A 21,365-nucleotide genomic window follows, 5' to 3' on the forward strand; every position below is an offset into this window, starting at 1 on the left:
ATATATGCACCTCTTACTCATGTTATGCCCGAACACAAAATTTCTGACACCCTCGTTTCTTCTTACATATTTGTCTGCGAGAAAACTTCAAAACGATGCACAGTTCCGCTAATTTTTCTATGTGCTCAATATGAGCGCCCCTGATGGATCTCTATCATCATCGGTATGAACCTCTACAAGGAATAACTGAACGGTGGTATTACCGCACGGATCGTCATGGACAACCCGTTAGCGGTGCCAATACCCGCATGGGCTACCGGGGTTCAAAAGCATGCCGGCAAATGAGAAACGACCGCTACCCATAGGGCATTGGATTGTCCTGTTGCTCGTGGCAGCGATTGCGTTCTGATACTACGCACCGCCAAAGGTCTACGTCCTCAACACGAAAAATACGACCCTACATCACGCCAAGCTGGCCGACGACGGAAATTCACCTCGCCCGTAACGGCAATCTCGATAGCCGCGAAGTCAATGCACGGAGGCTGATCGCTTGAAGCCGTGCGTTGCGGGCTTGGCAAACCTTCAACCTGAACATGAAATTACCCACCCCCCGGGAATATATCGCGCCCACCCCCCGTTACTCATAGGCAATGACCCTTTTCCCACACCTATTCCGTTGGAAGACTCTTCGCCATGACCCATGCCGTCGACACGCTGCTCACCGATATCCAGGCGCTCGCCCCCGAGCTGGCTGCACGTTCTGCCGAGATCGAGGACGGCCGCCGCATTCCGCTGGACCTCATAGAAAAGCTCAAGGCCATCGGTGTCTTTCGTCTGTTCGTGCCCAAGCGTCTGGGCGGCCTGGAGCTGGATTTCCCCTCGGGCATGCGCGTCGTCACAGCCTTGGCCAAGATCGATGCCTCGGTGGGCTGGAGTGCGATGATTTCCACGGCGTCCACGATGATGGCGGCGTTGGTCCAGGAGCCGGTGCTCCAGCGTGTGTACGGCGCGCATCCCAACGCCATCATCGCCGGTGCGGGCAGCCCGGGTGGTATGGCGGAGGAAGCGGAGGGTGGGTATCGCGTCACCGGTCGTTGGCCGTTTGCCAGTGGGTGCCAGCAGGCAGACTGGATGATCGGCTTTTGCCTGGTCACGCGCGACGGCAAGCCGGTGCCCAGCGACAGCGGCTCGATGCTGACGAAGGGCATGCCCAAGATTCGCGGCATTATTTTGCCGGCCACTGAGTGGCAGATCGAAGACACCTGGCACGTGATGGGGCTCAAGGGCACCGGCAGTCATCACATCAGCCTGGCGGATACGTTTGTGCCCGAGGAGAACTGCTTTGATATCGACACCAGCAGTGCGTCCTCGCGGGGCCCGCTCTACAGCGCTCTGCTGGAGCTGATCCCGCTGAGTTTCGGTGCTTTCTTCCTGGGTGTGGCGCAAGGGGCGCTGGAGGATGTGATTACCTTGGCCAACTCGGGGCGCGTGCAGCAGCGGACCATGGTGCCTATGCGTGACTCCGAGCAGTTCCAGGCCGAAATTGGGCGTATCCAAGCAGAGCTGCAGGCCGCCCAGGCCTACCAAACGGTTCAGGTGGATCATCATTGGCAGCAGGCGTTGGCGGGCACACTGCGTTCGGATGCCTTCACGGTTCAAGCGCAGCAGCAGACGGTATGGGTAGCCACCACTTGCTGCGCCATCGTCGACGCGTGCTTCGCGCTGGCGGGCGGCGCCGTGGTGTACGAGCATGCCTCGCTGCAGCGCCGCCTGCGTGACGCACGTACCGGGGCGCAGCATTTCTCGACGCAGCAACGCCATTACGCCACGACCGGCAAATACCTGCTCGACAGCGCCCGGCCTGCCGAGACCGCCTGATGAGCGTGCCCGGGCTGCAATGGCCCGGGCACCGCCTTTTTGCCTGGCGTGTCGCGGGCTTTCATTTCCATGACCGATACGAATGTTCAGGCCCGTGTTAGGGCCGCATCGTGGCTCACCGCGTACGCGTCACCTTCTGCAAATACCTCGGCTGGTCCGGGTTACGCCCTCGCGCCACCGCCAAATGGGCGGCCGCCAGGTAAAACCCCTGGATCATGGTGAACGGTTCCAGAAGCGCGTGGCCGGTGGGCACGCTGGGCAGCAGGTTCGCGCACGGTGTGCCGCTGGGCGCTACGACCAAGACGCGTGCACCGCGTGCGCGCATGTCGTCGGCAAAGGCCAGGGTGCCAGCCTGTTCCGGCCCGGAAGGGGCGAACACCAGCACCGGGTAGCCCGCCTCGATGATTTCCATCGGGCCGTGGCGCACTTCGGCGCTGGAGAACGCCTCGGCCTGGATGCCGGAGGTTTCCTTGAGTTTGAGCGCCGCTTCCTGGGCGATGGGCAGCGCGGCGCCCCGGCCGATGACGATCATCTTGTCGGCGTCGACCAGAACCTTGACGAAGCAGGACCAGTCCGCGTCGGCCGCTGCGTGCATGTGCCCGGGCAATGCCTGCAAGGCCTGGCCCAGGCTGTCGTCGGGGGCCAGGTGGGCGACCAGTTGCGCGCTGGCCATCAGCATCGCCACGTAGCTTTTGGTGGCGGCCACGCTTTGTTCCAACCCGGCGGGCAGCAATACCTCGTAATTGCAGGCTTCGGCCAGAGGGGAGTGGGCGGTATTGACCAGCGCCACCGAGGTCGCGCCGCGTTGTTGCAGGTAACGTACGCTGTCGATCAGGTCCGGGCTTTTGCCCGACTGGGAAAACGCGGCGACCCAGGTTTTGTTCAAGTGCAAGGGCGGCTGTTGCAGGCTCACCAGCGACAGCGGAATCGACAGGCACGGTATGCCCACCACGCTGGTCATCGCATAACCGAAGTAGGCGGCGGCATGGTCCGAGCTGCCGCGTGCCACGCTGATCAGCAACTCCGGGCGTTCGTCGCGCAGGCGTTGGCTGAGGGCGCGCACGGCGCTGTCATCGTCGAGCATGCGTTGCAAAATGGTGGGGATGGACAGGGTTTCGCTCAACATCAACGACATAACGAGGCTCCCGTGGCGTGCAGCAAATGATGGGCGATGGCGCTCAAACCGGCGGCTTCCAGGGCCATGCTCAGGGCGCCCCACAGCGGCGCATCGTGGGTGAAGTGCGCGGCAGCGATGGACGGTGCAAAGGGCACCACGCGGTGGATCAACTGTTCGATCATCGGTGCCAACAGGCTCGCCTGGCGGTAGAGGCCGCCGCCAATAGCGATGCGCTCTACATCCAGCGCGACAGCCAGGTTGGCCACTTGCACGGCGCAGGCGAGGATGCGGTGTTGCAGCGCCTCGCGAACGTGTGCGTCGGTACTGGCAAACAGGTCGGGGGCGGCATGCCCGGCGCCGAGCATTTCTGCGGCCAACTGGCTCAAGGCGTTGCCGGAAAACAGCTCCTCCAGCGGCGCTCCGCCCGCTTCATACGTGCGCCACTGTTGCGGGGCGGCTGGGTCAAGAAACGGCGACAACAGGTAGCCGATCTCCATGGCCGCGCCGTTGTGGCCGCGAATCAACTTGCCATTGGCAATGGCTGCGGCTGAAAGGCCGGTGCCCAGGTTCAGGTAAATCGCGTTGTCGATGCCCGCCAGCGAGCCCCAGCGAACCTCCGCGAGGGCACCGGCTTTGACATCGTTGTCGAGTACCACCAGAGCGTTGCCGAATGCCTTGGCGATCAAACCTTGCAGGTCCAGGCCCTCGAACCCCGGGGTGTTGGGCGCCATCAACAGGCTAGGGCCACGCACTACGCCTGGGAACACCGCGGCCACGCTCAACACTTGGACGTTGTCGTACTCGGCCACGCAATCGCGGGCGGCATCCAGAATGCGCTCCAGCGCTGGCACACCGCACAAGCCGGGCGCGTGAGTGGCCAGAATCCGTGTGCTCATGTGTTGGCGGGCCAGGTTGTAGCACGCCACTTGCGTCTTGGTGCCGCCCACGTCAATCGCCAGCAGCAAGCCTTGCCGGGGCGCCGCAGCGCCCGTTGTCTCGAATGGTTCTTGCATCGCGTTCATCACTTGTTAAAAGGCCACAGCCGCTGTACCCGCGCCCAGAACAGGTAGGCAACGCTGCCCGCCAGCACCCACACCAGCGACCACTGGATAGGGTAGGCGCCCGGCGCGTTGTGGTTGGACGCCAGGTAGATATACACCCAGCCGAGCAGGGCAATGACCGCCGGCACTGGGTACAGCCACATTTTGTAAGGCCGGGCCAGGTGTGGTTTGGTCTTGCGCAGTACCAGCAGCGAGACGATCTGCGCCACCGATTGCACCAGAATCATCACGGTGGTCAGCAATTGGATCAGGGTGTTCAGGTCGGTCAGGCGGCCAATCATGAACCCCACCGAGGTCAGCAGGCCCATGCTCACGATGCCCCATGTGGGGAACTGGTGTTTGGGATGGGTCTTGCTGAACGCGTTGAAAAATACTTTGTCCTTGGCCGCTTCAAACGGCACGCGGGAGCCGCCCAGCAGGCCGGCAAACACCGAGGCCACGGCGGTGATCAGGATCAGCACCGTGACAATCCCGGCGGCCGTATTGCCCCAGGTTTCGCTGAGCACGACGGAGGCCACGGATTTGTAAGCGGCGGACTCGGGGTCGAGCATGCGGTGCCAGTCCACCACGCCCAGCACACCGACTTGCATCACCAGGTAAATGGTGAGGATGCCGACGATCGACAGCACGATGGACTTGGGAATCACCCGGCCCGGCTGTTCGACTTCACCGGCCAGGTAAGCCGAGGTGTTGTAGCCCAGGTAGTCATAGATACCGATGGTCAGGCCACCGGCCATGCCAAACCAGAAGCCGCTGTCGGCCAGGTTGAAGGCGCCTTCGGGAAAGGTGAAGGCCAGGTCGGCATGAAAGTTGGACAGGGCCGCGGCGATCAGCGCCCCAATGCTGACCAGCATGATCACCCACAGCACGATGCTCAGCTTGGCGATGGACTCGATCTTGCGCCACAGCATGGCGATGATCAGCCAGATCACCGCCAGGCCGATGATATTGCCGGCGGTGGTGCTCATGTCTGGCCAGAACCAGGTCAGGTACTGCACAAAGCCGATGATGCCGGTGGACATGATCAGCGGGATAAACAACATGGCCGTCCACACAAACAGGAACGGCAGCAACTTGCCGGTGCGTTTGCCAAAGGCTTCGCGCAGGTAGACGTAAGTGCCGCCCGCTCCCGGCAACGAGGCGCCGAGTTCGGCCCACACCAGCCCGTCGCACAGCGCAAGCAGGGCGCCGAGGATCCAGCCGAGGTAGGCCTGCGGGCCGCCCATGATGACGATCATGGCGGGGATGGTGATGAAGGGGCCTACGCCGCACATCTGGCTCATGTTCAGGGTGATGGCGGGAAACAAGCCGATTTTGCGTTTGATGCCGGGATCGGGTGTCAGCGTGCTCATGGGAAAACGACCTCTTGATAGGGGACAGAAGGGGCAGGGGCAAAGGGACTGCGCGCCACTGAAGGCATCTATCCACCCGTTTTGTTTTTATGGGCGTATTCGGAGATGGCTGTAGGAACAACCGTCCGAGGCGCTAAGAAAAGCACGGGATGGCTATTAATTCAACTTGATTTAATTAATCGACAAAGCCAATGATCTGCCCATGAAAAATCCCAAGCTCCCCCGTGCCGTCACCACGGGCACCAACGCTGAACACGCGCGGTTGCACAACCGCCGGGTCATCCTGGAAGCCATCCGCCAGAGTGGCCGCCTGACGCGGGCCGACCTGACGCGGCTCACCTCGCTCACGGCGCAGACCGTGTCCAATATAGTCACCGAGCTGCAAGAGGAGGGTGTGCTGCGGGTGCACGCGGCGCAAAAGGGCGGGCGTGGGCAGCCGCCGGTGCCGCTGTCGCTGAACCCACAGGGGGGTTATTCCATTGGTTTTCATGTGGAGCAGCACCGCATCATCGCGGTGATGCTCGACCTGCTGGGCGAGACGGTGGCGCAGGTGACGCTCAAGGTCAGTTACCCCACGTTCGAGCAAGCGTTGCCGCTGATCCGGCACCACGTGAACACCTTTCGCCAGCAGCGACCGGGCGGGCGTTTCCTTGGCGTGGGCATCGCCTTGCCCGGACCGTTCAGCGTGGAAGGCATGACGGCGGTGGGGCCCACGGCGATGTCGGGGTGGGACGATGCCGACATCGCGCTGCGCCTGCAACAGGACCTGGGTTTGCCCGTGCTGATCGAAAACGACGCCACCGCCGCCGCCATGGGCGAGCGTTTGTACGGGGTCGCCAGCGGCCTGCAACACTTCGTGCACTTGTTTATCGGCAGCGGCCTGGGCGCCGGGCTGTATCTGGACAACCGCTTGTATTCCGGGCATTGGCACAACGCGGGCGAGATCGGCCACATGACTGTGATTGCGGGCGGCAAAGCCTGTTTCTGCGGCAATCACGGCTGCCTGGAGCGCTATATTTCCATCGCCGCCTTGTTGGAGCACTTGGGGCGGCCCGCCGAGCAGGATCTGGCGAGTTGGGACTGGAGTGAGCAAGCGCTCAGTGACGGCGTCGACACCTGGCTCAATGAAGCCGCTCCCGCGTTGCGCCAAGCCATCAACATCCTGGAGTCGGTGCTCGACCCGCAAACCATCCTGATCAGCGGCTTTCTTCCCGAAGCGATCCTCGCGCGGCTGATCGCCCGGTTGGAGCCCTTGAGCCGCTCGATCAGCAGCCGCCTGGACCGCCAGCACCCGCGGATACAGATGGGCGCCGCCGGGCATGACGCGGTGGCCCTGGGGGCGGCGGCGTTGATGATTTTGGCGGAAATCAGCCCGGACTATGAGGCGTTGCTCAAACCCGAATAACACCCCTGGCCGGTCAGCTTTCCCGCGCCGGGAAAAACAGCTCGAAACACGTCACCCCGGCTTTGCTGCTCACGCTATAGCGCCCGCTGTGCAACTGCATGATGGTGGCCACAATCGACAAGCCCAGGCCGTTGGACTGCGCCGAACGCTCCCGTGATTGGTCCACCCGGTAAAACCGCTCGAACAGGTGCGGCAAGTGTTCGGCCGGGATCGTCGCGCCGTGGTTGCTCACGGTCAGGCTGATGCCCTCGGCGCTGGGCGTGGCAGCGATCAGCAGCTCGGAACCCGGAGCACCGTACTTGATGGCATTGGCGCACAGGTTGGCCAGCGCACGGCGCAGCAACATGGGCTCGGCCCAGATCACCCCGCTGCCTTGCGCGACGATGGTCATGTCAACGTCACCGGCCAGCCCTTCAAAGTAGTCGGCCATGCGTTCGGCTTCGTCGGCGGCGTCCAGTTCCTGGCGTTGGCGCAGGGCACTGGCGGGGTCGGTGCGGGCCAGGAACAGCATGTTGTCGAGCATGCGCGCCAGGCGTTCGAGTTCTTCGACGTTGGAGGCCAGCAGGTGCTGGTAGCTTTCGATGCTGCGGTGTTGCTGCAACGCCACCTGGGTTTCACCCAGCAGGTTGTTGATGGGCGTGCGCAACTCATGGGCCATGTCGGTGGACACTTGGCCCAGTTGTACAAACCCCTTGGCCAGCCGCTCCAGCATGGTGTTGAACGCGTCGATCATCGGCAGCAGTTCTTTGGGCGCGCCCTGGCTGTCGAGGCGCTGGGACAGGTTGCCCATGCCGATGCCATGGGCGTGGTCCGCCAGGCGGCGCAACGGCAACAGCCCGCGGTGCACCAATAAATAACCGGCCAGCGCGAGGACAATCGCAGCAATGCTGGCGAGCACGTACACGCTCAAGCGGTAACTGGCGAGCACGGCGGTGCGCTCGGTCATCAGCCGTCCGGTGGTGACTTGCAGGCTGCCCAGGTCGCCGGAGTCGATGGTGGCGGCCAGGTAGGCAAACGGCACGCCGTTGACGTCGGGCATGTGCCGTACATCGTCAAAGCTGATGTCTTGTTTGCGCGGCACCGGTTTGGCGGACGGCAGGGTGACGTTGCCCGGGTTGACCAGCAGCAGCGGTGCTTGCCCCGGCGCCCCGATGCTCAGTACCGACTCACGGTTGCCCATCATGTTCTGGAACATCTCGGGCTTGGTCTTGATCAGGTCCAGGGTGTTGCTGTCGTTAAGCAGGTTGCGCAACTGATCCACCCGGTAGATCAGCGCCGCATCGTCGCGGTGGATCAACGCGCGCTCAAGCTCGCGGTACAGCGCCACGCCCAAGGTGGCCATCAATGTAAAGGCCAGCAGGGCAAACACCACCGCCAGGCGCAGGGTCAGGGAGTAATGGCGAGGCTTGTTCATGGCTGGGTATCGAAGCGGTAGCCGATGCCGCGCACGCTGTGGATCAGCTTGAGCTGGAACGGGTCATCGATCTTCAGGCGCAGGCGGCGCACCGCTACATCGACCACGTTGGTGTCGCTGTCAAAATTCATGTCCCACACACGCGAGGCGATCATGGAGCGCGAGAGCACCTGGTCCTGGTGGGTGGCGAACAGGTGCAGCAGGGCAAACTCTTTGTTGGTCAGGGTGATGCGTACGCCGGCACGGGTCACGCGGCGCTTGAGCACGTCGATTTGCAGGTCTTCGATTTGCAGCTGTTCCTCTTCGCGGGTCGGCCCGCGGCGGGTCAGGGTGCGCAGGCGCGCAACCAGTTCGGCAAATGAAAACGGTTTGATCAGGTAGTCGTCAGCGCCCAGTTCCAGGCCCTTGATGCGGTCGGCAATGTCATCGCGGGCGGTGAGAAACAGCACCGGTGTATCGGCTTCTTTGCGCAGGCGGCGCAGCACTTCCCAGCCGTCCATCTTGGGCATCATCACGTCCAGCACGATCACGTCGAATGGAGTTTCCAGCGCCTGGTGCAAACCATCCACGCCATCACGGGCGAGGCTAACGGAGTAACCCAGTTCCTGCAGGCCGTTGAGCAGGTAATTGCCCGCCTTGGGTTCGTCTTCCACTACGAGGATGTTCATGGATGGTGCCTTGGTTGCGTGTCGGTCAATGGTAGCGCAAGTGTAGCCCGATCAATTGTCATTGGCGCAGCCGATGCCTTGCACCTGGTAGTCCAGTTGGTGCTCGCGGCCCTGGCTGTCGAGGTAGTCGAGGCGAGCGGGGACAATGCCGCACTGGCCGTAGGTGTCGGTGCTGGACAGCACTTTGGCCACGTCCAGGTGCATGAAGAAGCTGACCTTGTCGTGGATCACCGGTGCGGCGGCCGGGGTGTCGGCAAGGGCGGTGCCAGTGGCGAGGAGGGCGGCAAAACCTAGGATAAACAGTTTCATGGTGGTTCTCTCTTTAAGGGTTGGCTGCCAGGGGCCTGGCAGTGAGTTCACAGTAACCGGGCGACGCCAACAGCCAACCAACAGGACAATGACAAGGTTGTAATGAACGGCTTAAGGCTGACGGCCCGAGGCTTCCAGGATCAGGTCGGTGATTTCCTTGGCGTGGGACACCAGCGACAAGTGGCTCGACGGCACTTCAATGGTGGTCGCGTTCATGCGCTTGGCCAGGAAGCGTTCGAAGTCCGGGTTGATGGTCTGGTCGTTGCTGGACACCGCGTACCAGGACGGTTTGGTGTGCCACGCCGCGTTCACGGTGCGGCCGCTGAACAAGGTCTTGGCGATGGGTTGTTGCACGGCGAACAGCTGCATGGCCTTGGCGTGCGGTACGTCGGCGGCGAAGTACTTGAGGAAGGCGTCCTGGTTCAGCGTCAGGTAGCCATCGTGTTCCACCACCCCTGCACGCACCGGCGTGGTCGGGAATTTGGCCGACAGCGCCACGAAGTCTTCATTGGCGTCCGGCGCACGGGCGGCGACGTACACCAGCGAGCTGACTTTAGGGTTGGCACCCGCGTCGCTCACGATGGTGCCAGCGTAGGAATGGCCGACGAGTACGGTAGGACCGTCCTGTTGATCCAGTACGCGGTTGGTCGCGGCGACGTCATCGGCCACCGAAGTCAGCGGGTTTTGCACGGCGGTGACGTGCAAGCCGGCAGCCTGCAGGCGGGTGATCACTTCGGCCCAGCTGGAGCCGTCGGCCCAGGAACCGTGGACCAGTACAACGTTATTGGCTTTTACCGGCGCAACGGTGGCGGCCATGGCGGAGCCGGTGCCCAGCATCAACAGGCTGGCGGCGATCAGGCAGAGTTTGCTTGCAGGTTTCATGGGGCGTGCTCTTCATTATCAGTAGGAAGTTGTGTCATCCGCAGTGGGAGGCTGACGACTTCACTGTATGAAGCGAGGGTGATTCCAACGCTGACAGCTTAATGACAAGTTTGTAATGCAACGGGCAGCCTTGTGACTGCCCGGGGTAGTGCGCGCCAGGTATCAGACCGAGCGCGACGCTTGCAAACGATCGGCGCCGCCTTCAGCCAGGCCTCGTTCACGCAGACGTTCGGCACCGCCTTCGGCCAGGCCCCGTTCACGCAGGCGTTCGGCGCCACCTTCAGCGACGCGGTCCTGGTTCAGGCGGTCGGCACCGCCCTCAGCTTGCCACTGCACTTGCGCGGCCGGTTGAGCGGCGGCCTGGGCCAGCGACGACACGCCCAGCCCGGCAACGACGGCCAGGCCCAGAAACACAACGGCGTTTTTGGCGAACTTGAACATGGTGGAACTCCTTGCAGGGGGTTGAGTGAGCCCGCCGGTGTGGGCGGGGTAGGCCTAGTTAACCCCCCGGCTGTATCCGCCCTGTGTACGCGAACCGGCCTGTTTGCCGGTTTGCGTATCCGGCGCCTGCGCCTACACAGTCCGATACAAAACCCCGAGCGTTCGTGTGCGGCAAACCCTGCTTTTGCGATTGCTCGCTTTTGAGCGCTGCGGTCGCTGTCGATAATTCCGAGCACTCGCTCAAATGCCTTCTTGGGATAGCCCGCCATGCACGACACCCTCTCTCTGGATGCCCTGACCCAGCCCGGCCTGCACGGCGCCTTTGTACGCGAAGGCTTTGGCGCAATGCCCCGCATTGCGTGCACCGGCGACCGGCTGGCCGGGCTGCGCCTGTCGGCCAAGGACGTGTTCAACCTTGAAGGCCATCGCACCGGCGCCGGCAACCCGTGGTGGTTGCAGCAACAACCCCCGGCCGCTACGAACGCCCTCGTGGTGCAGTTGTTGCTGGAGGCCGGTGCGCACTGGGTGGGTAAAACGGTGACCGACGAGCTGGCGTTCAGCCTGATGGGCATCAATGCCTACTACGGCACGCCGCGTAACCCGGCGGACCCGCAACGCATTCCCGGCGGCTCGTCTTCCGGGGCGGTGGTGTCGGTGGCCGCGGGGCATGCCGACATCGGGCTGGGGTCCGATTGCGGCGGCTCCTGCCGTTTGCCGGCCAGTTTCTGCGGCGTATGGGGCATGCGTCCTACCCATGGACGCATTTCCACCCAGGGTTGTTTTTCCCTGGCCCACAGTTTTGACACGGTCGGCTGGTTTGCGGCGCAGGGGTACGTGTTGGCCTCGGTGTTCAGCCTGCTGGCCAACCAGGCCCTGGCGCCTGTGCCCCCGCCGGTCTTGCAGGTGGTGGACGATGCCGTGGCGCTGGCTGTCCCGGCGGTGCGCGAGGGCATCGAGGCCTTGATTGCGCGGCTCAAACCCCGCTGGCAGGTCCAGCGCCTGCCTGTCGGCACGCTGGCGCTCAACGCCTGGGCCGAGGCTCACCGCGTGTTGCAAGGCGCAGAGATCTGGCAGCAGCACGGTGGGTGGGTCAGCCGCTTTGGTACGTCGATGGCCGACGACGTGCAAGGGCGTTTTCGCGCCTCGGCCCAGGTCACTTCGCACCAGGTCGCGCAGCAACAGCAGGTGCGTATCAGCGCCTCGGCGCACCTGGCCCAATTGCTGGCGGATGACAACAGCGTGTTGATCCTGCCCACCGCCCCCGATGTGGCGCCGCGCCTGGACGCCAGTGCCGACGCCCTGCAACGCAGCCGCCTGGGGGCGCAACAGCTGCTGGCCATTGCCGGGCTGGCGGGGCTGCCGGAAGTCAGCCTGCCGTGGCTCAAGGTGGACGGCGCCCCGGTCGGGCTCTCGGTGATCGGCCCGCGGGGCGCGGATGCACGGGTGCTGGACGCCGCGCAGCGCTTGCACGCGGCCCTTCACGCCCAAGGCTGAACCCTTATTCCAACAACAAAAATCGGAGCCTGATCATGAAAAAACCGTTTTACGCCGTGCTGTATATCCAGGTGCTGCTGGCCATTGCCGTCGGCATCGTGCTGGGCCATTACTCTCCGTCTCTGGCGGTGGACATGAAGCCTTTGGGCGATGCGTTCATCAAGTTGATCAAGATGATCATCGGCCCGGTGATTTTCTGCACCGTGGTCAGCGGTATCGCCGGCATGCAAGACATGAAAAAACTCGGCCGCGTGGCGGGCAAGGCGTTCCTGTATTTCGAGATCGTCTCCACCTTTGCCCTGGTACTGGGGCTGGTGGCGGCGCATGCGTTCAAGCCGGGCGCGGGGTTCAACGTGGACCCGGCGACGCTGGACGTGACCGCCGTGGCCAGTTTCACCCAGGCCGCCAAGTCGCTGTCGACCGTCGACTTTTTGATGCACATCATCCCGGACACGCTGATCTCGGCGTTTTCCCAAGGCGAGATCCTGCAAATCCTGCTGATCGCGATCCTGTTTGGCTCGATCATGGCCACCCTGGGTGACAAGGCCAAAAGCGTCACCGGCCTGATCGACGGGGTGTCGCACATTCTGTTTGGCATCGTCGGCATCATCACCAAGCTGGCGCCCATCGGGGCATTTGGCGCCATGGCGTTTACCGTGGGCAAATACGGCGTTGTTTCGCTGCTGCCCATGCTCAAGCTGATCGGCACTTTCTACCTGACCGCGCTCCTGTTTGTGGTGATTGTGCTGGGGTTGATCGCCCGCTATGTGGGCTTCAACCTGTTCAAGTTCCTGGCCTACATCAAGGAAGAGCTGTTGATCGTGCTGGGCACCAGTTCCGGTGAGCCGGTGTTGCCCCGCATGATCGTCAAGCTCGAACGGCTCGGTTGCTCGCGTTCGGTGGTGGGGTTGGTGATTCCGTCCGGTTACTCCTTCAACCTGGACGGCACCAATATCTACATGACCCTGGGGGTGTTGTTTATCGCGCAGGCCACCCATATCGACCTGAGCTGGGCCGACCAGTTGACGATTTTGGCCGTGGCCATGCTCACCTCCAAAGGTGCCAGCGGCGTGACCGGCGCGGCGTTTGTCACCCTGGCGGCGACGCTCACGGTGTTGCCGACGGTGCCGGTGGCCGGCCTGGTGTTGATCCTGGGCATCAACCGGTTCATGAGCGAATGTGTGGCGCTGACCAACGTGATTGGCAATGGCGTGGCCACGCTGGCGGTGTCGGCCTGGGAAAAGGAACTCGATTACGACCAACTGCACCGCGAACTCAACGGCACACCACGGGCCCCTGAAGCGGCCTGATATGACAGCGCGTGCGGAACAGGCTAGGGTGCCCGGGACGAGTGATTGCGTGCCGGGGCCCAATGTGCATTACGACCTGATCGACTTGAAAGTGTTTCTGGCGGTGGCCGAGGAGGGCAACCTGTCGCGGGGTGCGCGGCGCTGCCACCTGGCGCCTTCGTCGGTGAGCCTGCGGCTCAAGGGCCTGGAAGACGCTCTGGGCACGGCCCTGCTGGTGCGCCAGGCCCGTGGCGTCGCGTTGACCGCGGCCGGGCAGGTCATGCTCGAGCACGTGCGCCGCTGCATCGCCCAGCTTGAGCAAATGCACGTCGACCTTTTGCCCTTCGCCCAGGGCCTGACCAGCCACATCACGTTTTTTGCTAACAACAATGCGATCGGCTCCTGGCTGCCCGAGGACCTGGGGCGGTTTTTTGCCGCCTACCCCAGCGTGCGCATCACGCTTGAGGAGCGTCTGGGGTCGGACATCGTGGTTGCCGTAGCGAACGGGCGGGCCGACATCGGCATCGTGGTGGTGGATGTCGAACCCCCCGAGTTGGAATTTTTGCCCTATTGCCAAGACCATTTCGTATTGCTGGCGCCGCCCGGCAGCCCGTTGGCGGCGCAGGCGGCGGTGACGTTTCGTCAGTGCCTGGACGCGCCTTTTATCAGCCTGCAAAACGGCTCGGCGCTGCACACGTACTTGTCCAACCAGGCGCTGGCCGCGGGCGGGCGCCTGGATGTGCGGGTGCAAGTCTCCAATTACCGGGCGATCATCCGGCTGGTGGCGTCCGGTGCGGGCATTGGCATTGTGCCGCGCTCGGCGCTGGAACCTTCGGACAGCGACAGCCTGGCGGTGCTGGAACTGTCGGAGGCCTGGGCACTGCGCCGGCATCGCATCTGCGTGCGGCGCGGGTCGTTGCAGACCCACTATTTTTTGCGTGAGTTGGTGGCCTTGCTGGGGCAGCGAGCGGCGGGCTAGCCCCCGGTACGGAAGCGCTGCCGGTAATCCCCGGGGTTGATCGACAGGCGCCTGGCAAATGCCCGGCGCAGGGCTTCGCCGCTGTCAAAGCCGCAACGCCGGGCAATGTCCTTGAGGGACAGATCGGTGCCCTCCAGGTGGCGGCGGGCGGCGTCGATACGGGCGTCAGCGAGAAACGCCATGGGCGCAAGGCCCGTGTCCCTGGTGAACAGGCGCGACAGGTTGCGCGGGCTCATGTGAGCCCGCTCGGCGAGGGACGCCAGGCTATGGGGCAGGTGCAGGTGTTGCAGCAGGTAGTCTTGCAGGGCGCTGACCTGGGAGTCGCCGCTCGCCTGCACGTCCAGCAGCGGGCTGAACTGTGACTGGCCCCCCGCCCGGCGCAGGTACACCACCAGGTACTTGGCCACGTCGATGGCGAGTTTCTTGCCAAAGTCCTCTTCGATCATCAGCAGCGCCAAGTCGATGCCCGCCGTGACCCCGGCCGTGGTGTAGAGCGAGCCGTGCTTGATGTAGATCTGGTCCGGCTCGACGCAGGCCAACGGAAAGCTGGCGCTCAGGCGGGCGGCGTCCTGCCAGTGGGTGGTGACGGTCTTGTGGTCGATCAGCCGTGCGGCGCCCAGGGCGAATACCCCGTTGCAGATCGCGGCCAGGCGGCGGGCGCTTTTGTACTGGGCGGCGAGCCACTGGGCCAGCGTGCTGTCGTGGTAGACCTGGAAAATGCCCAGCCCGCCGGGCAGGATCACCGTATCGAAATGCGGGCAGGGATCGAAGATGGTGCGGTCAGGGATCACCGTCATCCCGCTGGACGACGCGAGCGGGCCACGGGTGGTGGCGACGGTGATCATTTCGTATTGGCATTGTCCCTGGCTCAGGATGTTCACCTCGGCAAACGCGTCCTTGGGCCCGGCGATGTCCAGTAGCTGGAAACCGGGGAACAGCACCATGGCCACGGTGATCTTGCGCATCATGAAGTCTCGCTGCACGGGAGAGGCGCAGTGTAACGGTGGATGTTCAATTCGTCGCAGGCCCCAGCTCAAAGGGGGTGACCAGTGCGTGGTCCTCCAGCACGGCCACCAGAGCCTCCAGGAACCGCTCGTAATAATCCCAGGCCGGTTGCTCGGCGCAGGGCTGTTGTTCCCAGCGGGCAATGGCGCGGATCAGGTGTTGGCGAAAGGCCTCCCATTCAAAACAGCCCTGCTTGGACAGTGCCAGCGCCAGGCCGAACACCTCCCGTTGCCAGGGCTGGCTGAACAGCAATCGGCCCTGGGCGCGCGGGGGCGAGTCGGGTTGGCCGAGCATGCTGGCAGCGGCGAATTCTTCAAAGCGGGTAAACATGACGGTGTCCTCAGGCGGGCGGCTGAACCAGCGCCACGCCCATCATGGATTCGGGTGTGACCAGGGCGGCCAGTTGGGTTTCGTCCAGGTGCTCGCAGCCGTGCGGGCGCTCGGGGATCACGAACCAGCGGATTTGCGCGCTGCTGTCCCAGACCTTGACGGGCAGGTGCGCCGGGATCGGCACGCCGAACTCGCGCAGCACCGCGCGCGGCTCGCGCACGCCACGGGCGCGAAATACCGGGTCTTTGTACCAGTAGGGCGGCAACCCGAGGATCGGCCAGGGGTAGCACGAGCAGAGGGTGCAGATCACCAGGTTGTGCACGTGAGGGCCGTTGGCGACGGCGCGCATGTGCTCGCCCTCGGCGCCTGTCATGCCTTGGGCCAGGCCCAACTCGGCGATGGCCTTGGGGGTGTCGTCGAGCAGGCGCTGTTTGAAGGCCGGGTCGACCCACGCCCGTGCGACCAGGCGGGCACCGTTGAGCGGGCCGGCGGTGGTTTCAAAATATTCCAGCACGGTGTTCACCGAATCGCTGCCGATCACGCCCTTGTCGATCAACAGCGACTCCAGGGCGCGGACTTTGGCGGCGCTGGCCGCTTCACGTTGTTGTGCGTGTTTGAACAGGTGGCTCATGGTGCGGTTTCCGTTTGGCGTGTGGGCAGCAAGTAGGCTTCAAACAGGTCGGCGTAGATCTGCGTGTTGCCTTCTTGCGGGGTGTCCCCCCACAGATCGGCGGCGTCGAACGCCACGCGGTACACCGGCATGGGCGCGCCGATGCCGTCTGGGCCGGTGTCGACGAAATAGCTGAATGCGCCGTCATAGACCTCGACCACCACCCCGTGCTGGCTGCGCAGGTAGCCGGGCAGGCGGGTGTGTTGCACCGCGGCGGGGTTGGCGACGCAGACGGTTTGGCCGGGGGTGAAGCGGGGCGTTATCTTGAGCGGGCGCAGCGGCGAGTCGCCGGTCTTGAGGTAGCGTTGCACCTGTGTCTTGAGTGCCGGGTGAGGGCGCTCGGGCAGTGGGGCGTCGGGGTGCTGGCGGTAGTGGTCGGTGCGTTGACCGAGCTCACTGGCGCTGAGGTAACCCTGGTCGACAAAAAAACTGCTGATGCCCATCAACCATTTTTCGTAGTAGCGAAACTTGAAGTATTCAAAGGGCTGCATGCCCTCGGCACCGGTGCGCAGCGAAGCCCAGGTCCAGGGGTGTTTGAAGGCCGTGTCGAGGCCCGCGTCGAGGTGGCTGCTTTGGGCCATCATCACGGTGTGGATGCCAAAGATCCGGCGCTCCCACGGTTCGACGAACACCCGGTGCTCCAGGTCCACGGGCCCCAGGTTTTGCAGGCCACCAATGTAGTGTTGGAGTTTCATGGCCAGGCTCCTCAGGCGATGCAGGCCATAAAGCCGTCACGTAGCTGGGCGGTGTCCAGGTCGCGGCCGATGAAGACGAACCGGTTGAGCCGTTCTTCGTGCGCCTGCCATGCCTGGCCGGGCACAGACTCGAGCAGCATGTGCACGCTGTGAAAGTGAAACCTTCGGGCCTCGCCTGCGATGTTCAGCAGGCCTTTCATGCGCATCAACTGCGTGCCTTGGTCTTGCACCAGCCGGTTGACCCAGGCGGTAAACCGCGTGGGGTCAAGCGTGCCGGGGGCCACCACGGAGCAGGAGTTGATGCGGCTGTCGTGTTCGTGGTCATGGGCGCCTTCGTCGAGCAGGTCCGGTTCGATGGCCAGCAGGTTGGGCAGGGAAAAGCGTCGGGAATCGAGCAGATCGGCCGGTGACACCTGTGAGCGTGTGGCGTGGAGCACCACGGCGGTCTGGTTGATCTGGCGGATCAGCGCGTGCAGCGGGGCGAGGTGGCGGGCGTCCACCTGGTCCAGTTTGTTGAGCAACAGGGTGTCGGCGAAGGCCACCTGTTCGCGGGCGATGTCGTCTTCCCGTTGGGCGGCAAGGTGTTTGGCGTCGATCACCGTCACCATCGAGTCCAGCACGACCCGGGCGCGCAATTGCGGGTCGGCGAGGAAGGTTTGCAGGACCGGGGCGGGGTCGGCCAGGCCGGAGGTTTCGATGATCAGCCGGTCCAGCGGCGGGCCCGGACGCTGCAGCAGCGTTTGCACGCCCACCACCAGGTCGGCGCGCACGGTGCAGCAGACACAACCGTTGTTAATCTCGATCAACGCCTGGTCATCGGCGACGATCAGTTGGCCGTCAATGCCGACTTCACCGTATTCGTTGACCACGATGCCGATCTGTTGCCCCGGGGTGTGTGCCAGCAGGTGGTTGACCAGGGTGGTTTTGCCGGCGCCCAGAAAACCTGAGATGACCGTGACGGGGATTTTTTGTTGGGGCATGGCGGCACTCTTCGCACAAAAATTGACGGGGTGCGTAAGACAAGCCAGATGCGCTCCAGCCTGCAGTGGGTGTCTGGCAGGAGGGAGCATATGGCCAGCGCTGCGGGTGCATTTGGCCGCCCGAGGTTTTTTCAACCGCAATGGACATTCGGGCGGCATGCGCGGTTGCACGTTCTTGGCACCTCGGGCGCTGGCGTTGCATCGTTTACAAGCAGCGGAGTGATCCGTAGATTGCATCGAGCCAATCATTCGTCAGGGCCCAACACCGGGTGACGAACGCCAGAGAGAGCCGAGCAGTGTCCATCCACGATTCAGGTGTATTTGCCAACCGTTACCGCGCGTTCCTGTTTGATATGGACGGCACGCTTCTCAACTCCATCGCCGCCGCCGAGCGCGTGTGGAGCACGTGGGCCGAACGACACGGCCTGGACGTGCCGGCCTTTTTGAAGACGATTCATGGCGCACGGGCCATCGACACCATTACCCGGCAGGCACTGCCCGGTGTCGATCCGCAGGCCGAGGCGCAGTGGATTACCGAGGCAGAAATCGAGGACGTGGAGGGCGTGGTGGCCATTTCTGGTGCGGCGGCGTTTCTCAATGCCTTGCCTGCAGCGCAATGGGCGCTGGTGACCAGCGCGCCCAAGGCCTTGGCGCTGCGCCGCCTGCACGCGGCCGGTATCCGCCCGCCGGCGGTGTGGGTCACGGCCGAAGACGTTGCCATCGGCAAGCCGGACCCGGCCTGCTACGTGCTGGGCGCAGAACGCCTGGGGGTGGCGGTGCAGGAGTGTCTGGTGTTTGAGGACGCCCCGGTGGGTATTCGTGCCGGTGAAGCGGCGGGCGCCGATGTGCTGGTGGTGACGGCAACCCATCTCACGCCGATGCAGACGGCACATCCGACGATTGCCGGGTACGAAGGTTTGCAGGTGCTGTGTGACGATGAGGGGTGGTTGTCGCTGCGTCGGTGAGGTTTTATAGGCTCAAGGGCGGCCACTGTCGGCCAGTGGGTGCAGCCGGTTGCTCTTGATGCCCTGGCGCGAAAGCACCATTTCTTTGAGGATCTCGCTGGCCAACCGGCCGATCGCTTCAGCGCCCCGGTAATGTGCCCGCACAATTCCGGTCACGGCGAAATGGTCGGCTTCGGGGCCGCTGAGGATCGCCGACAAGGTGCCGTCGGCATGCAGGGTGCACACGATCGTGTAGCTGGGCAGGCGGGCGGCCAGGGCCGTTTCGATTTCGGTTTTGCTCAGAGTGTCCATCGACGGCATAACCTTTTACAAAGCGTGCATGCCCCAAGCATAGGGGGTGTCGTCAGGCTGTAAATAGCGGCTATCTGATAGCAGGCGTTAGCACCCGCCTCACGCTTTTTGGCGGTGGTGGCTCAAGGCGCGGCGGCAGAGTTTTCGATGAATGGCCGCCTGGATCGGCTTGAGGCAAAAAATAAACAGATACCCGACCAGAAACAGCGCCAGGTCCAGCTTCGAGCGATTTTGCAGGGGGGCGGCGCCTTCGACTTCAAACTTGATGCCCCATTCCAGCAGGATAAAGACCGCCCCGATGAGCAGGGCGATCACCCACGACCTGGACAAATAAGGCTGCTTGCCGATTGGCCTCATCACGGGCTCCCGAGGGCGCTGGAAATTGTCGAGTGTTTGTACGCAGTTTCGTCCATCGATTTAGCGACAAGTTCCCGTGTGATGTAAGAGATTTCATGCGCAAAAACGCCTTGAGTCCCATGCGGCGCGCGTCCGATGTTGACTCACGGGGTTCTTTTGAGGGGGATTGCCGCGAGCGGCAGGGCACGCGGTGTGGGGCTGGGTTGCCGATGGCGCGCACAGGCCTGGAGGGTTTTCGCCAGCCGTTACAGTAAACGAAAGGGCTGGCTACTGAGGCGCTTCAAGGTGTCTGGTTTTTATCCGGAGCAGTCAGGCCGGCCTGGATGCGCTGGTAAATCTCCTCGCGATGCACGGCAACATCCTTGGGGGCGTTGATGCCGATTCTTACTTGCTGGCCGCTAACGCCCAGAATGGTGATCGTGATGTCGTCACCGATGTTTATGCTTTCACCGACTTTGCGGGTGAGTATCAGCATGGACTTCTCCTTGATTACTTTTAAGGACATTCAGGCAGGGCAGATGTCGGATGTGCGTAGCTTACTGCGAAGCGCTTCCCTGTGGCTGCCTCTTTTAGGACGCTTGGAGGCAACATTAATTCCCGTGGCGCCATCATACAGGTCTGCGATACATCATTCGCATTGTTTAAGCCAACGTTTATGACGGCCAGAATAGACAGTGAATGATAAAGTTGCCTCTTTGATCGTTAAAGGAGCAGGGCAGTGCGTAAAGTAGCGATGGCAATTGCGGTACTGGTATTGGCAGGTTGTGGCGAAGGCAAGCCTGCCGATCCCCCCAAGGCCCCGCCCGCCGTCGCCCAGGCAGACGTTCAGCCCACTTCCCAGGCGGGCGCGATTGCGCCTCAGGAATGGGATGTATGGGTGGGACCACCCGATCACAAGTTACAGGCGATGACTGATTTGACCGCCTGGCTACTTGAACACGGGTTCAGTTTCTACCTGGCCAAAGAGGACGGCAAAGATCAGGTCTTGCTGGGACCTTTCAGCACTAAGCAAGAGGCTGAAGCCAAGCAGGTACTGTTGACGGAAAAACTGGCCAGGGCCAAAAAGAACGACACGGTGTCGCAGGTGATCGAACACAAAGCGGCGCAGTAATGCCGGGCCGGGCGGGAGGCATTTCTCCCGCCCGTAATGTTCACCCGCAGGCTTTCAAGTTGACCGGTCCGACAAACGCGTTGCCGTGTCCCATCACACACGCCACGGTCTGGTTACGCTGGCGTTCCCAGGGTTGTACTGGGTAAGTCTTGTTCCAGGCTTCGTGCAACTGGCGGTCCTGTTTCGACAGGCGCAAGCCGTACTGCTGGCTCATGTAGAAGTAAGTCCGCGCGATCATGCCGCGAATGGAGGGGCGGGGCATCACCTTCTTCGCCTTGAAATCCACCTGGGTCAGGCAGGAGCCGTACTGCCCGCGTTGCACCGGCAGCCAGCCAAAACTGAAGTTATTACGATCGCCATTGACCTCGCCGATGCTCGGCACCAGGTTGTGCAGGTCGGCTTCTGCGCGCTTGTAGACGTCGTCATGACGCGTGCAGTTCTTGCGCCCACCCTGCTGCCAGCATTGGCGCTGATGGCCGATCTGCCAGGCGGGAACGATGTGCTCCCATTCAATGCGTGCCGCGCGGTTGGCGTTTTTGCGAGGAATGTAGCCACAGGCCTTGAGGTTCACCCGGTTGCCGGAGTATTTGCAGCCGCAATAAAACTCGGTGGATTGAGGTTCATACAGTTTCCAGGCGATTTTTTTGGCTTCACTGAAGGTCTTGGGGGCTTGGGCATGAGCGGTGACGGCAAAAAACAGGCAAAACACGCTGATAAAACGAACACCCATTG

Annotated in this window: 24 protein-coding genes; 7 read left to right on the plus strand and 17 right to left on the minus strand. The window is 62.9% G+C overall.

Going from position 1 to position 21,365, the window contains the following annotated elements; genetic code table 11:
- Positions 1–633 precede the first annotated feature (633 nt).
- On the plus strand, positions 634–1,818 hold the full coding sequence (locus ACW9H9_RS23615; protein ID WP_457345598.1) for an acyl-CoA dehydrogenase family protein: 1,185 nt from the start codon (positions 634–636) through the stop codon (positions 1,816–1,818).
- Between the two features lie 115 nt (positions 1,819–1,933).
- Here ACW9H9_RS23615 and ACW9H9_RS23620 read toward each other — a convergent pair whose 3' ends face one another.
- The 3 genes from ACW9H9_RS23620 to ACW9H9_RS23630 are packed head-to-tail and all read right to left on the minus strand — an operon-like array spanning position 1,934 to position 5,348.
- Entirely contained in the window at positions 1,934–2,953 is a 1,020-nt protein-coding gene (locus ACW9H9_RS23620; protein ID WP_457345599.1) for an SIS domain-containing protein, read from the minus strand.
- Positions 2,944–3,948 (minus strand): ROK family protein, encoded by a 1,005-nt coding sequence (locus ACW9H9_RS23625; RefSeq protein ID WP_457345600.1) that lies wholly within the window; start codon positions 3,946–3,948, stop codon positions 2,944–2,946. Before ACW9H9_RS23625 ends, ACW9H9_RS23620 begins: the two co-directional genes overlap by 10 nt.
- Before the next feature lie 8 nt (positions 3,949–3,956).
- Positions 3,957–5,348: an APC family permease gene (locus tag ACW9H9_RS23630; RefSeq protein WP_457345602.1), complete on the minus strand. Its 1,392-nt coding sequence runs from the start codon at positions 5,346–5,348 to the stop codon at positions 3,957–3,959.
- Positions 5,349–5,550: 202 nt separating this feature from the next.
- Here ACW9H9_RS23630 and ACW9H9_RS23635 point away from each other — a divergent pair, with 202 nt between their 5' ends.
- Positions 5,551–6,753: an ROK family transcriptional regulator gene (locus ACW9H9_RS23635; protein WP_457345604.1), complete on the plus strand. Its 1,203-nt coding sequence runs from the start codon at positions 5,551–5,553 to the stop codon at positions 6,751–6,753.
- 13 nt (positions 6,754–6,766) lie between these two features.
- On the opposite strand, the gene ACW9H9_RS23640 is transcribed toward ACW9H9_RS23635, so the two are convergent.
- From ACW9H9_RS23640 to ACW9H9_RS23660, 5 genes are all read right to left on the minus strand, one after another.
- Positions 6,767–8,167, minus strand: a complete 1,401-nt coding sequence (locus ACW9H9_RS23640) for a heavy metal sensor histidine kinase (RefSeq protein WP_457345606.1) — start codon at positions 8,165–8,167, stop codon at positions 6,767–6,769.
- Entirely contained in the window at positions 8,164–8,835 is a 672-nt protein-coding gene (locus tag ACW9H9_RS23645; RefSeq protein ID WP_457345607.1) for a heavy metal response regulator transcription factor, read from the minus strand. The genes ACW9H9_RS23640 and ACW9H9_RS23645 overlap by 4 nt, the downstream gene beginning before the upstream one ends.
- A 51-nt stretch (positions 8,836–8,886) precedes the next feature.
- Positions 8,887–9,144, minus strand: a complete 258-nt coding sequence (locus tag ACW9H9_RS23650) for a DUF2790 domain-containing protein (protein ID WP_457345608.1) — start codon at positions 9,142–9,144, stop codon at positions 8,887–8,889.
- A gap of 111 nt (positions 9,145–9,255) precedes the next feature.
- Positions 9,256–10,026 carry an alpha/beta fold hydrolase gene (locus ACW9H9_RS23655; RefSeq protein WP_457345610.1) on the minus strand — a complete coding sequence of 257 codons (771 nt, stop codon included), beginning with the start codon at positions 10,024–10,026 and terminating at the stop codon, positions 9,256–9,258.
- A 162-nt stretch (positions 10,027–10,188) separates the two neighbouring features.
- Entirely contained in the window at positions 10,189–10,467 is a 279-nt protein-coding gene (locus tag ACW9H9_RS23660) for a phage infection protein (protein WP_457345611.1), read from the minus strand.
- Between the two features lie 267 nt (positions 10,468–10,734).
- Between ACW9H9_RS23660 and ACW9H9_RS23665 the strand changes: the two genes are divergently transcribed.
- From ACW9H9_RS23665 to ACW9H9_RS23675, 3 genes are read left to right on the plus strand one after another with little or no spacing between them, the layout of a single operon-like run.
- Positions 10,735–11,961, plus strand: a complete 1,227-nt coding sequence (locus tag ACW9H9_RS23665; RefSeq protein WP_457345612.1) for an amidase — start codon at positions 10,735–10,737, stop codon at positions 11,959–11,961.
- Between the two features lie 32 nt (positions 11,962–11,993).
- Positions 11,994–13,271 carry a dicarboxylate/amino acid:cation symporter gene (locus ACW9H9_RS23670; protein WP_457345654.1) on the plus strand — a complete coding sequence of 426 codons (1,278 nt, stop codon included), beginning with the start codon at positions 11,994–11,996 and terminating at the stop codon, positions 13,269–13,271.
- A 49-nt stretch (positions 13,272–13,320) separates the two neighbouring features.
- Entirely contained in the window at positions 13,321–14,229 is a 909-nt protein-coding gene (locus ACW9H9_RS23675; protein WP_457345613.1) for a LysR family transcriptional regulator, read from the plus strand.
- Here ACW9H9_RS23675 and ACW9H9_RS23680 read toward each other — a convergent pair.
- The 5 genes from ACW9H9_RS23680 to ACW9H9_RS23700 are packed head-to-tail and all read right to left on the minus strand — an operon-like array spanning position 14,226 to position 17,909.
- Positions 14,226–15,194, minus strand: a complete 969-nt coding sequence (locus tag ACW9H9_RS23680) for a GlxA family transcriptional regulator (protein ID WP_457370548.1) — start codon at positions 15,192–15,194, stop codon at positions 14,226–14,228. The genes ACW9H9_RS23675 and ACW9H9_RS23680 overlap by 4 nt on opposite strands.
- A gap of 46 nt (positions 15,195–15,240) precedes the next feature.
- On the minus strand, positions 15,241–15,564 hold the full coding sequence (locus ACW9H9_RS23685) for a nitrile hydratase accessory protein (protein WP_457345617.1): 324 nt from the start codon (positions 15,562–15,564) through the stop codon (positions 15,241–15,243).
- Between the two features lie 10 nt (positions 15,565–15,574).
- Entirely contained in the window at positions 15,575–16,195 is a 621-nt protein-coding gene (nthA, locus tag ACW9H9_RS23690; RefSeq protein WP_457345619.1) for a nitrile hydratase subunit alpha, read from the minus strand.
- Positions 16,192–16,929 carry a nitrile hydratase subunit beta gene (nthB, locus tag ACW9H9_RS23695; protein WP_457345621.1) on the minus strand — a complete coding sequence of 246 codons (738 nt, stop codon included), beginning with the start codon at positions 16,927–16,929 and terminating at the stop codon, positions 16,192–16,194. Before nthB ends, nthA begins: the two co-directional genes overlap by 4 nt.
- Positions 16,930–16,940: 11 nt before the next feature.
- Positions 16,941–17,909, minus strand: a complete 969-nt coding sequence (locus ACW9H9_RS23700; RefSeq protein WP_457345622.1) for a CobW family GTP-binding protein — start codon at positions 17,907–17,909, stop codon at positions 16,941–16,943.
- Positions 17,910–18,205: 296 nt separating this feature from the next.
- Between ACW9H9_RS23700 and ACW9H9_RS23705 the strand changes: the two genes are divergently transcribed.
- Entirely contained in the window at positions 18,206–18,874 is a 669-nt protein-coding gene (locus ACW9H9_RS23705) for an HAD family hydrolase (protein WP_457345624.1), read from the plus strand.
- Between the two features lie 12 nt (positions 18,875–18,886).
- Here the strand turns inward: ACW9H9_RS23705 and ACW9H9_RS23710 are convergent, their stop codons facing one another.
- From ACW9H9_RS23710 to csrA, 3 genes are all read right to left on the minus strand, one after another.
- Entirely contained in the window at positions 18,887–19,165 is a 279-nt protein-coding gene (locus tag ACW9H9_RS23710; protein ID WP_457345626.1) for a hypothetical protein, read from the minus strand.
- 99 nt (positions 19,166–19,264) lie between these two features.
- Positions 19,265–19,522: a hypothetical protein gene (locus ACW9H9_RS23715; protein ID WP_457345628.1), complete on the minus strand. Its 258-nt coding sequence runs from the start codon at positions 19,520–19,522 to the stop codon at positions 19,265–19,267.
- Between the two features lie 280 nt (positions 19,523–19,802).
- A complete protein-coding gene (gene csrA, locus ACW9H9_RS23720; RefSeq protein WP_003192511.1) occupies positions 19,803–19,997 on the minus strand; it encodes a carbon storage regulator CsrA in 195 nt (64 codons plus the stop codon).
- A 258-nt stretch (positions 19,998–20,255) separates the two neighbouring features.
- Between csrA and ACW9H9_RS23725 the strand changes: the two genes are divergently transcribed.
- Complete coding sequence (locus ACW9H9_RS23725) at positions 20,256–20,633, plus strand: SPOR domain-containing protein (protein WP_457345656.1); 378 nt, start codon at positions 20,256–20,258, stop codon at positions 20,631–20,633.
- A gap of 40 nt (positions 20,634–20,673) precedes the next feature.
- On the opposite strand, the gene ACW9H9_RS23730 is transcribed toward ACW9H9_RS23725, so the two are convergent.
- Positions 20,674–21,363: an endonuclease gene (locus tag ACW9H9_RS23730; protein WP_457345630.1), complete on the minus strand. Its 690-nt coding sequence runs from the start codon at positions 21,361–21,363 to the stop codon at positions 20,674–20,676.
- Positions 21,364–21,365 lie beyond the last annotated feature (2 nt).

Source organism: Pseudomonas sp. SDO5215_S409 (assembly GCF_054071325.1).

What these genes read in the sequence shown, in the direction of transcription:
- nthA (WP_457345619.1), bottom strand. Translation starts at nt 16,195, where the DNA reads ATGAGCCACCTGTTCAAACACGCACAACAACGTGAAGCGGCCAGCGCC.
- ACW9H9_RS23660 (WP_457345611.1), bottom strand. Translation starts at nt 10,467, where the DNA reads ATGTTCAAGTTCGCCAAAAACGCCGTTGTGTTTCTGGGCCTGGCCGTC.
- ACW9H9_RS23630 (WP_457345602.1), bottom strand. Translation starts at nt 5,348, where the DNA reads ATGAGCACGCTGACACCCGATCCCGGCATCAAACGCAAAATCGGCTTG.
- ACW9H9_RS23650 (WP_457345608.1), bottom strand. Translation starts at nt 9,144, where the DNA reads ATGAAACTGTTTATCCTAGGTTTTGCCGCCCTCCTCGCCACTGGCACC.
- ACW9H9_RS23700 (WP_457345622.1), bottom strand. Translation starts at nt 17,909, where the DNA reads ATGCCCCAACAAAAAATCCCCGTCACGGTCATCTCAGGTTTTCTGGGC.
- ACW9H9_RS23640 (WP_457345606.1), bottom strand. Translation starts at nt 8,167, where the DNA reads ATGAACAAGCCTCGCCATTACTCCCTGACCCTGCGCCTGGCGGTGGTG.
- nthB (WP_457345621.1), bottom strand. Translation starts at nt 16,929, where the DNA reads ATGAAACTCCAACACTACATTGGTGGCCTGCAAAACCTGGGGCCCGTG.
- ACW9H9_RS23615 (WP_457345598.1), top strand. Translation starts at nt 634, where the DNA reads ATGACCCATGCCGTCGACACGCTGCTCACCGATATCCAGGCGCTCGCC.
- ACW9H9_RS23680 (WP_457370548.1), bottom strand. Translation starts at nt 15,194, where the DNA reads ATGCGCAAGATCACCGTGGCCATGGTGCTGTTCCCCGGTTTCCAGCTA.
- csrA (WP_003192511.1), bottom strand. Translation starts at nt 19,997, where the DNA reads ATGCTGATACTCACCCGCAAAGTCGGTGAAAGCATAAACATCGGTGAC.
- ACW9H9_RS23710 (WP_457345626.1), bottom strand. Translation starts at nt 19,165, where the DNA reads ATGGACACTCTGAGCAAAACCGAAATCGAAACGGCCCTGGCCGCCCGC.
- ACW9H9_RS23625 (WP_457345600.1), bottom strand. Translation starts at nt 3,948, where the DNA reads ATGCAAGAACCATTCGAGACAACGGGCGCTGCGGCGCCCCGGCAAGGC.
- ACW9H9_RS23685 (WP_457345617.1), bottom strand. Translation starts at nt 15,564, where the DNA reads ATGTTTACCCGCTTTGAAGAATTCGCCGCTGCCAGCATGCTCGGCCAA.
- ACW9H9_RS23620 (WP_457345599.1), bottom strand. Translation starts at nt 2,953, where the DNA reads ATGTCGTTGATGTTGAGCGAAACCCTGTCCATCCCCACCATTTTGCAA.
- ACW9H9_RS23730 (WP_457345630.1), bottom strand. Translation starts at nt 21,363, where the DNA reads ATGGGTGTTCGTTTTATCAGCGTGTTTTGCCTGTTTTTTGCCGTCACC.
- ACW9H9_RS23645 (WP_457345607.1), bottom strand. Translation starts at nt 8,835, where the DNA reads ATGAACATCCTCGTAGTGGAAGACGAACCCAAGGCGGGCAATTACCTG.
- ACW9H9_RS23725 (WP_457345656.1), top strand. Translation starts at nt 20,256, where the DNA reads ATGGCAATTGCGGTACTGGTATTGGCAGGTTGTGGCGAAGGCAAGCCT.
- ACW9H9_RS23665 (WP_457345612.1), top strand. Translation starts at nt 10,735, where the DNA reads ATGCACGACACCCTCTCTCTGGATGCCCTGACCCAGCCCGGCCTGCAC.
- ACW9H9_RS23715 (WP_457345628.1), bottom strand. Translation starts at nt 19,522, where the DNA reads ATGAGGCCAATCGGCAAGCAGCCTTATTTGTCCAGGTCGTGGGTGATC.
- ACW9H9_RS23635 (WP_457345604.1), top strand. Translation starts at nt 5,551, where the DNA reads ATGAAAAATCCCAAGCTCCCCCGTGCCGTCACCACGGGCACCAACGCT.
- ACW9H9_RS23655 (WP_457345610.1), bottom strand. Translation starts at nt 10,026, where the DNA reads ATGAAACCTGCAAGCAAACTCTGCCTGATCGCCGCCAGCCTGTTGATG.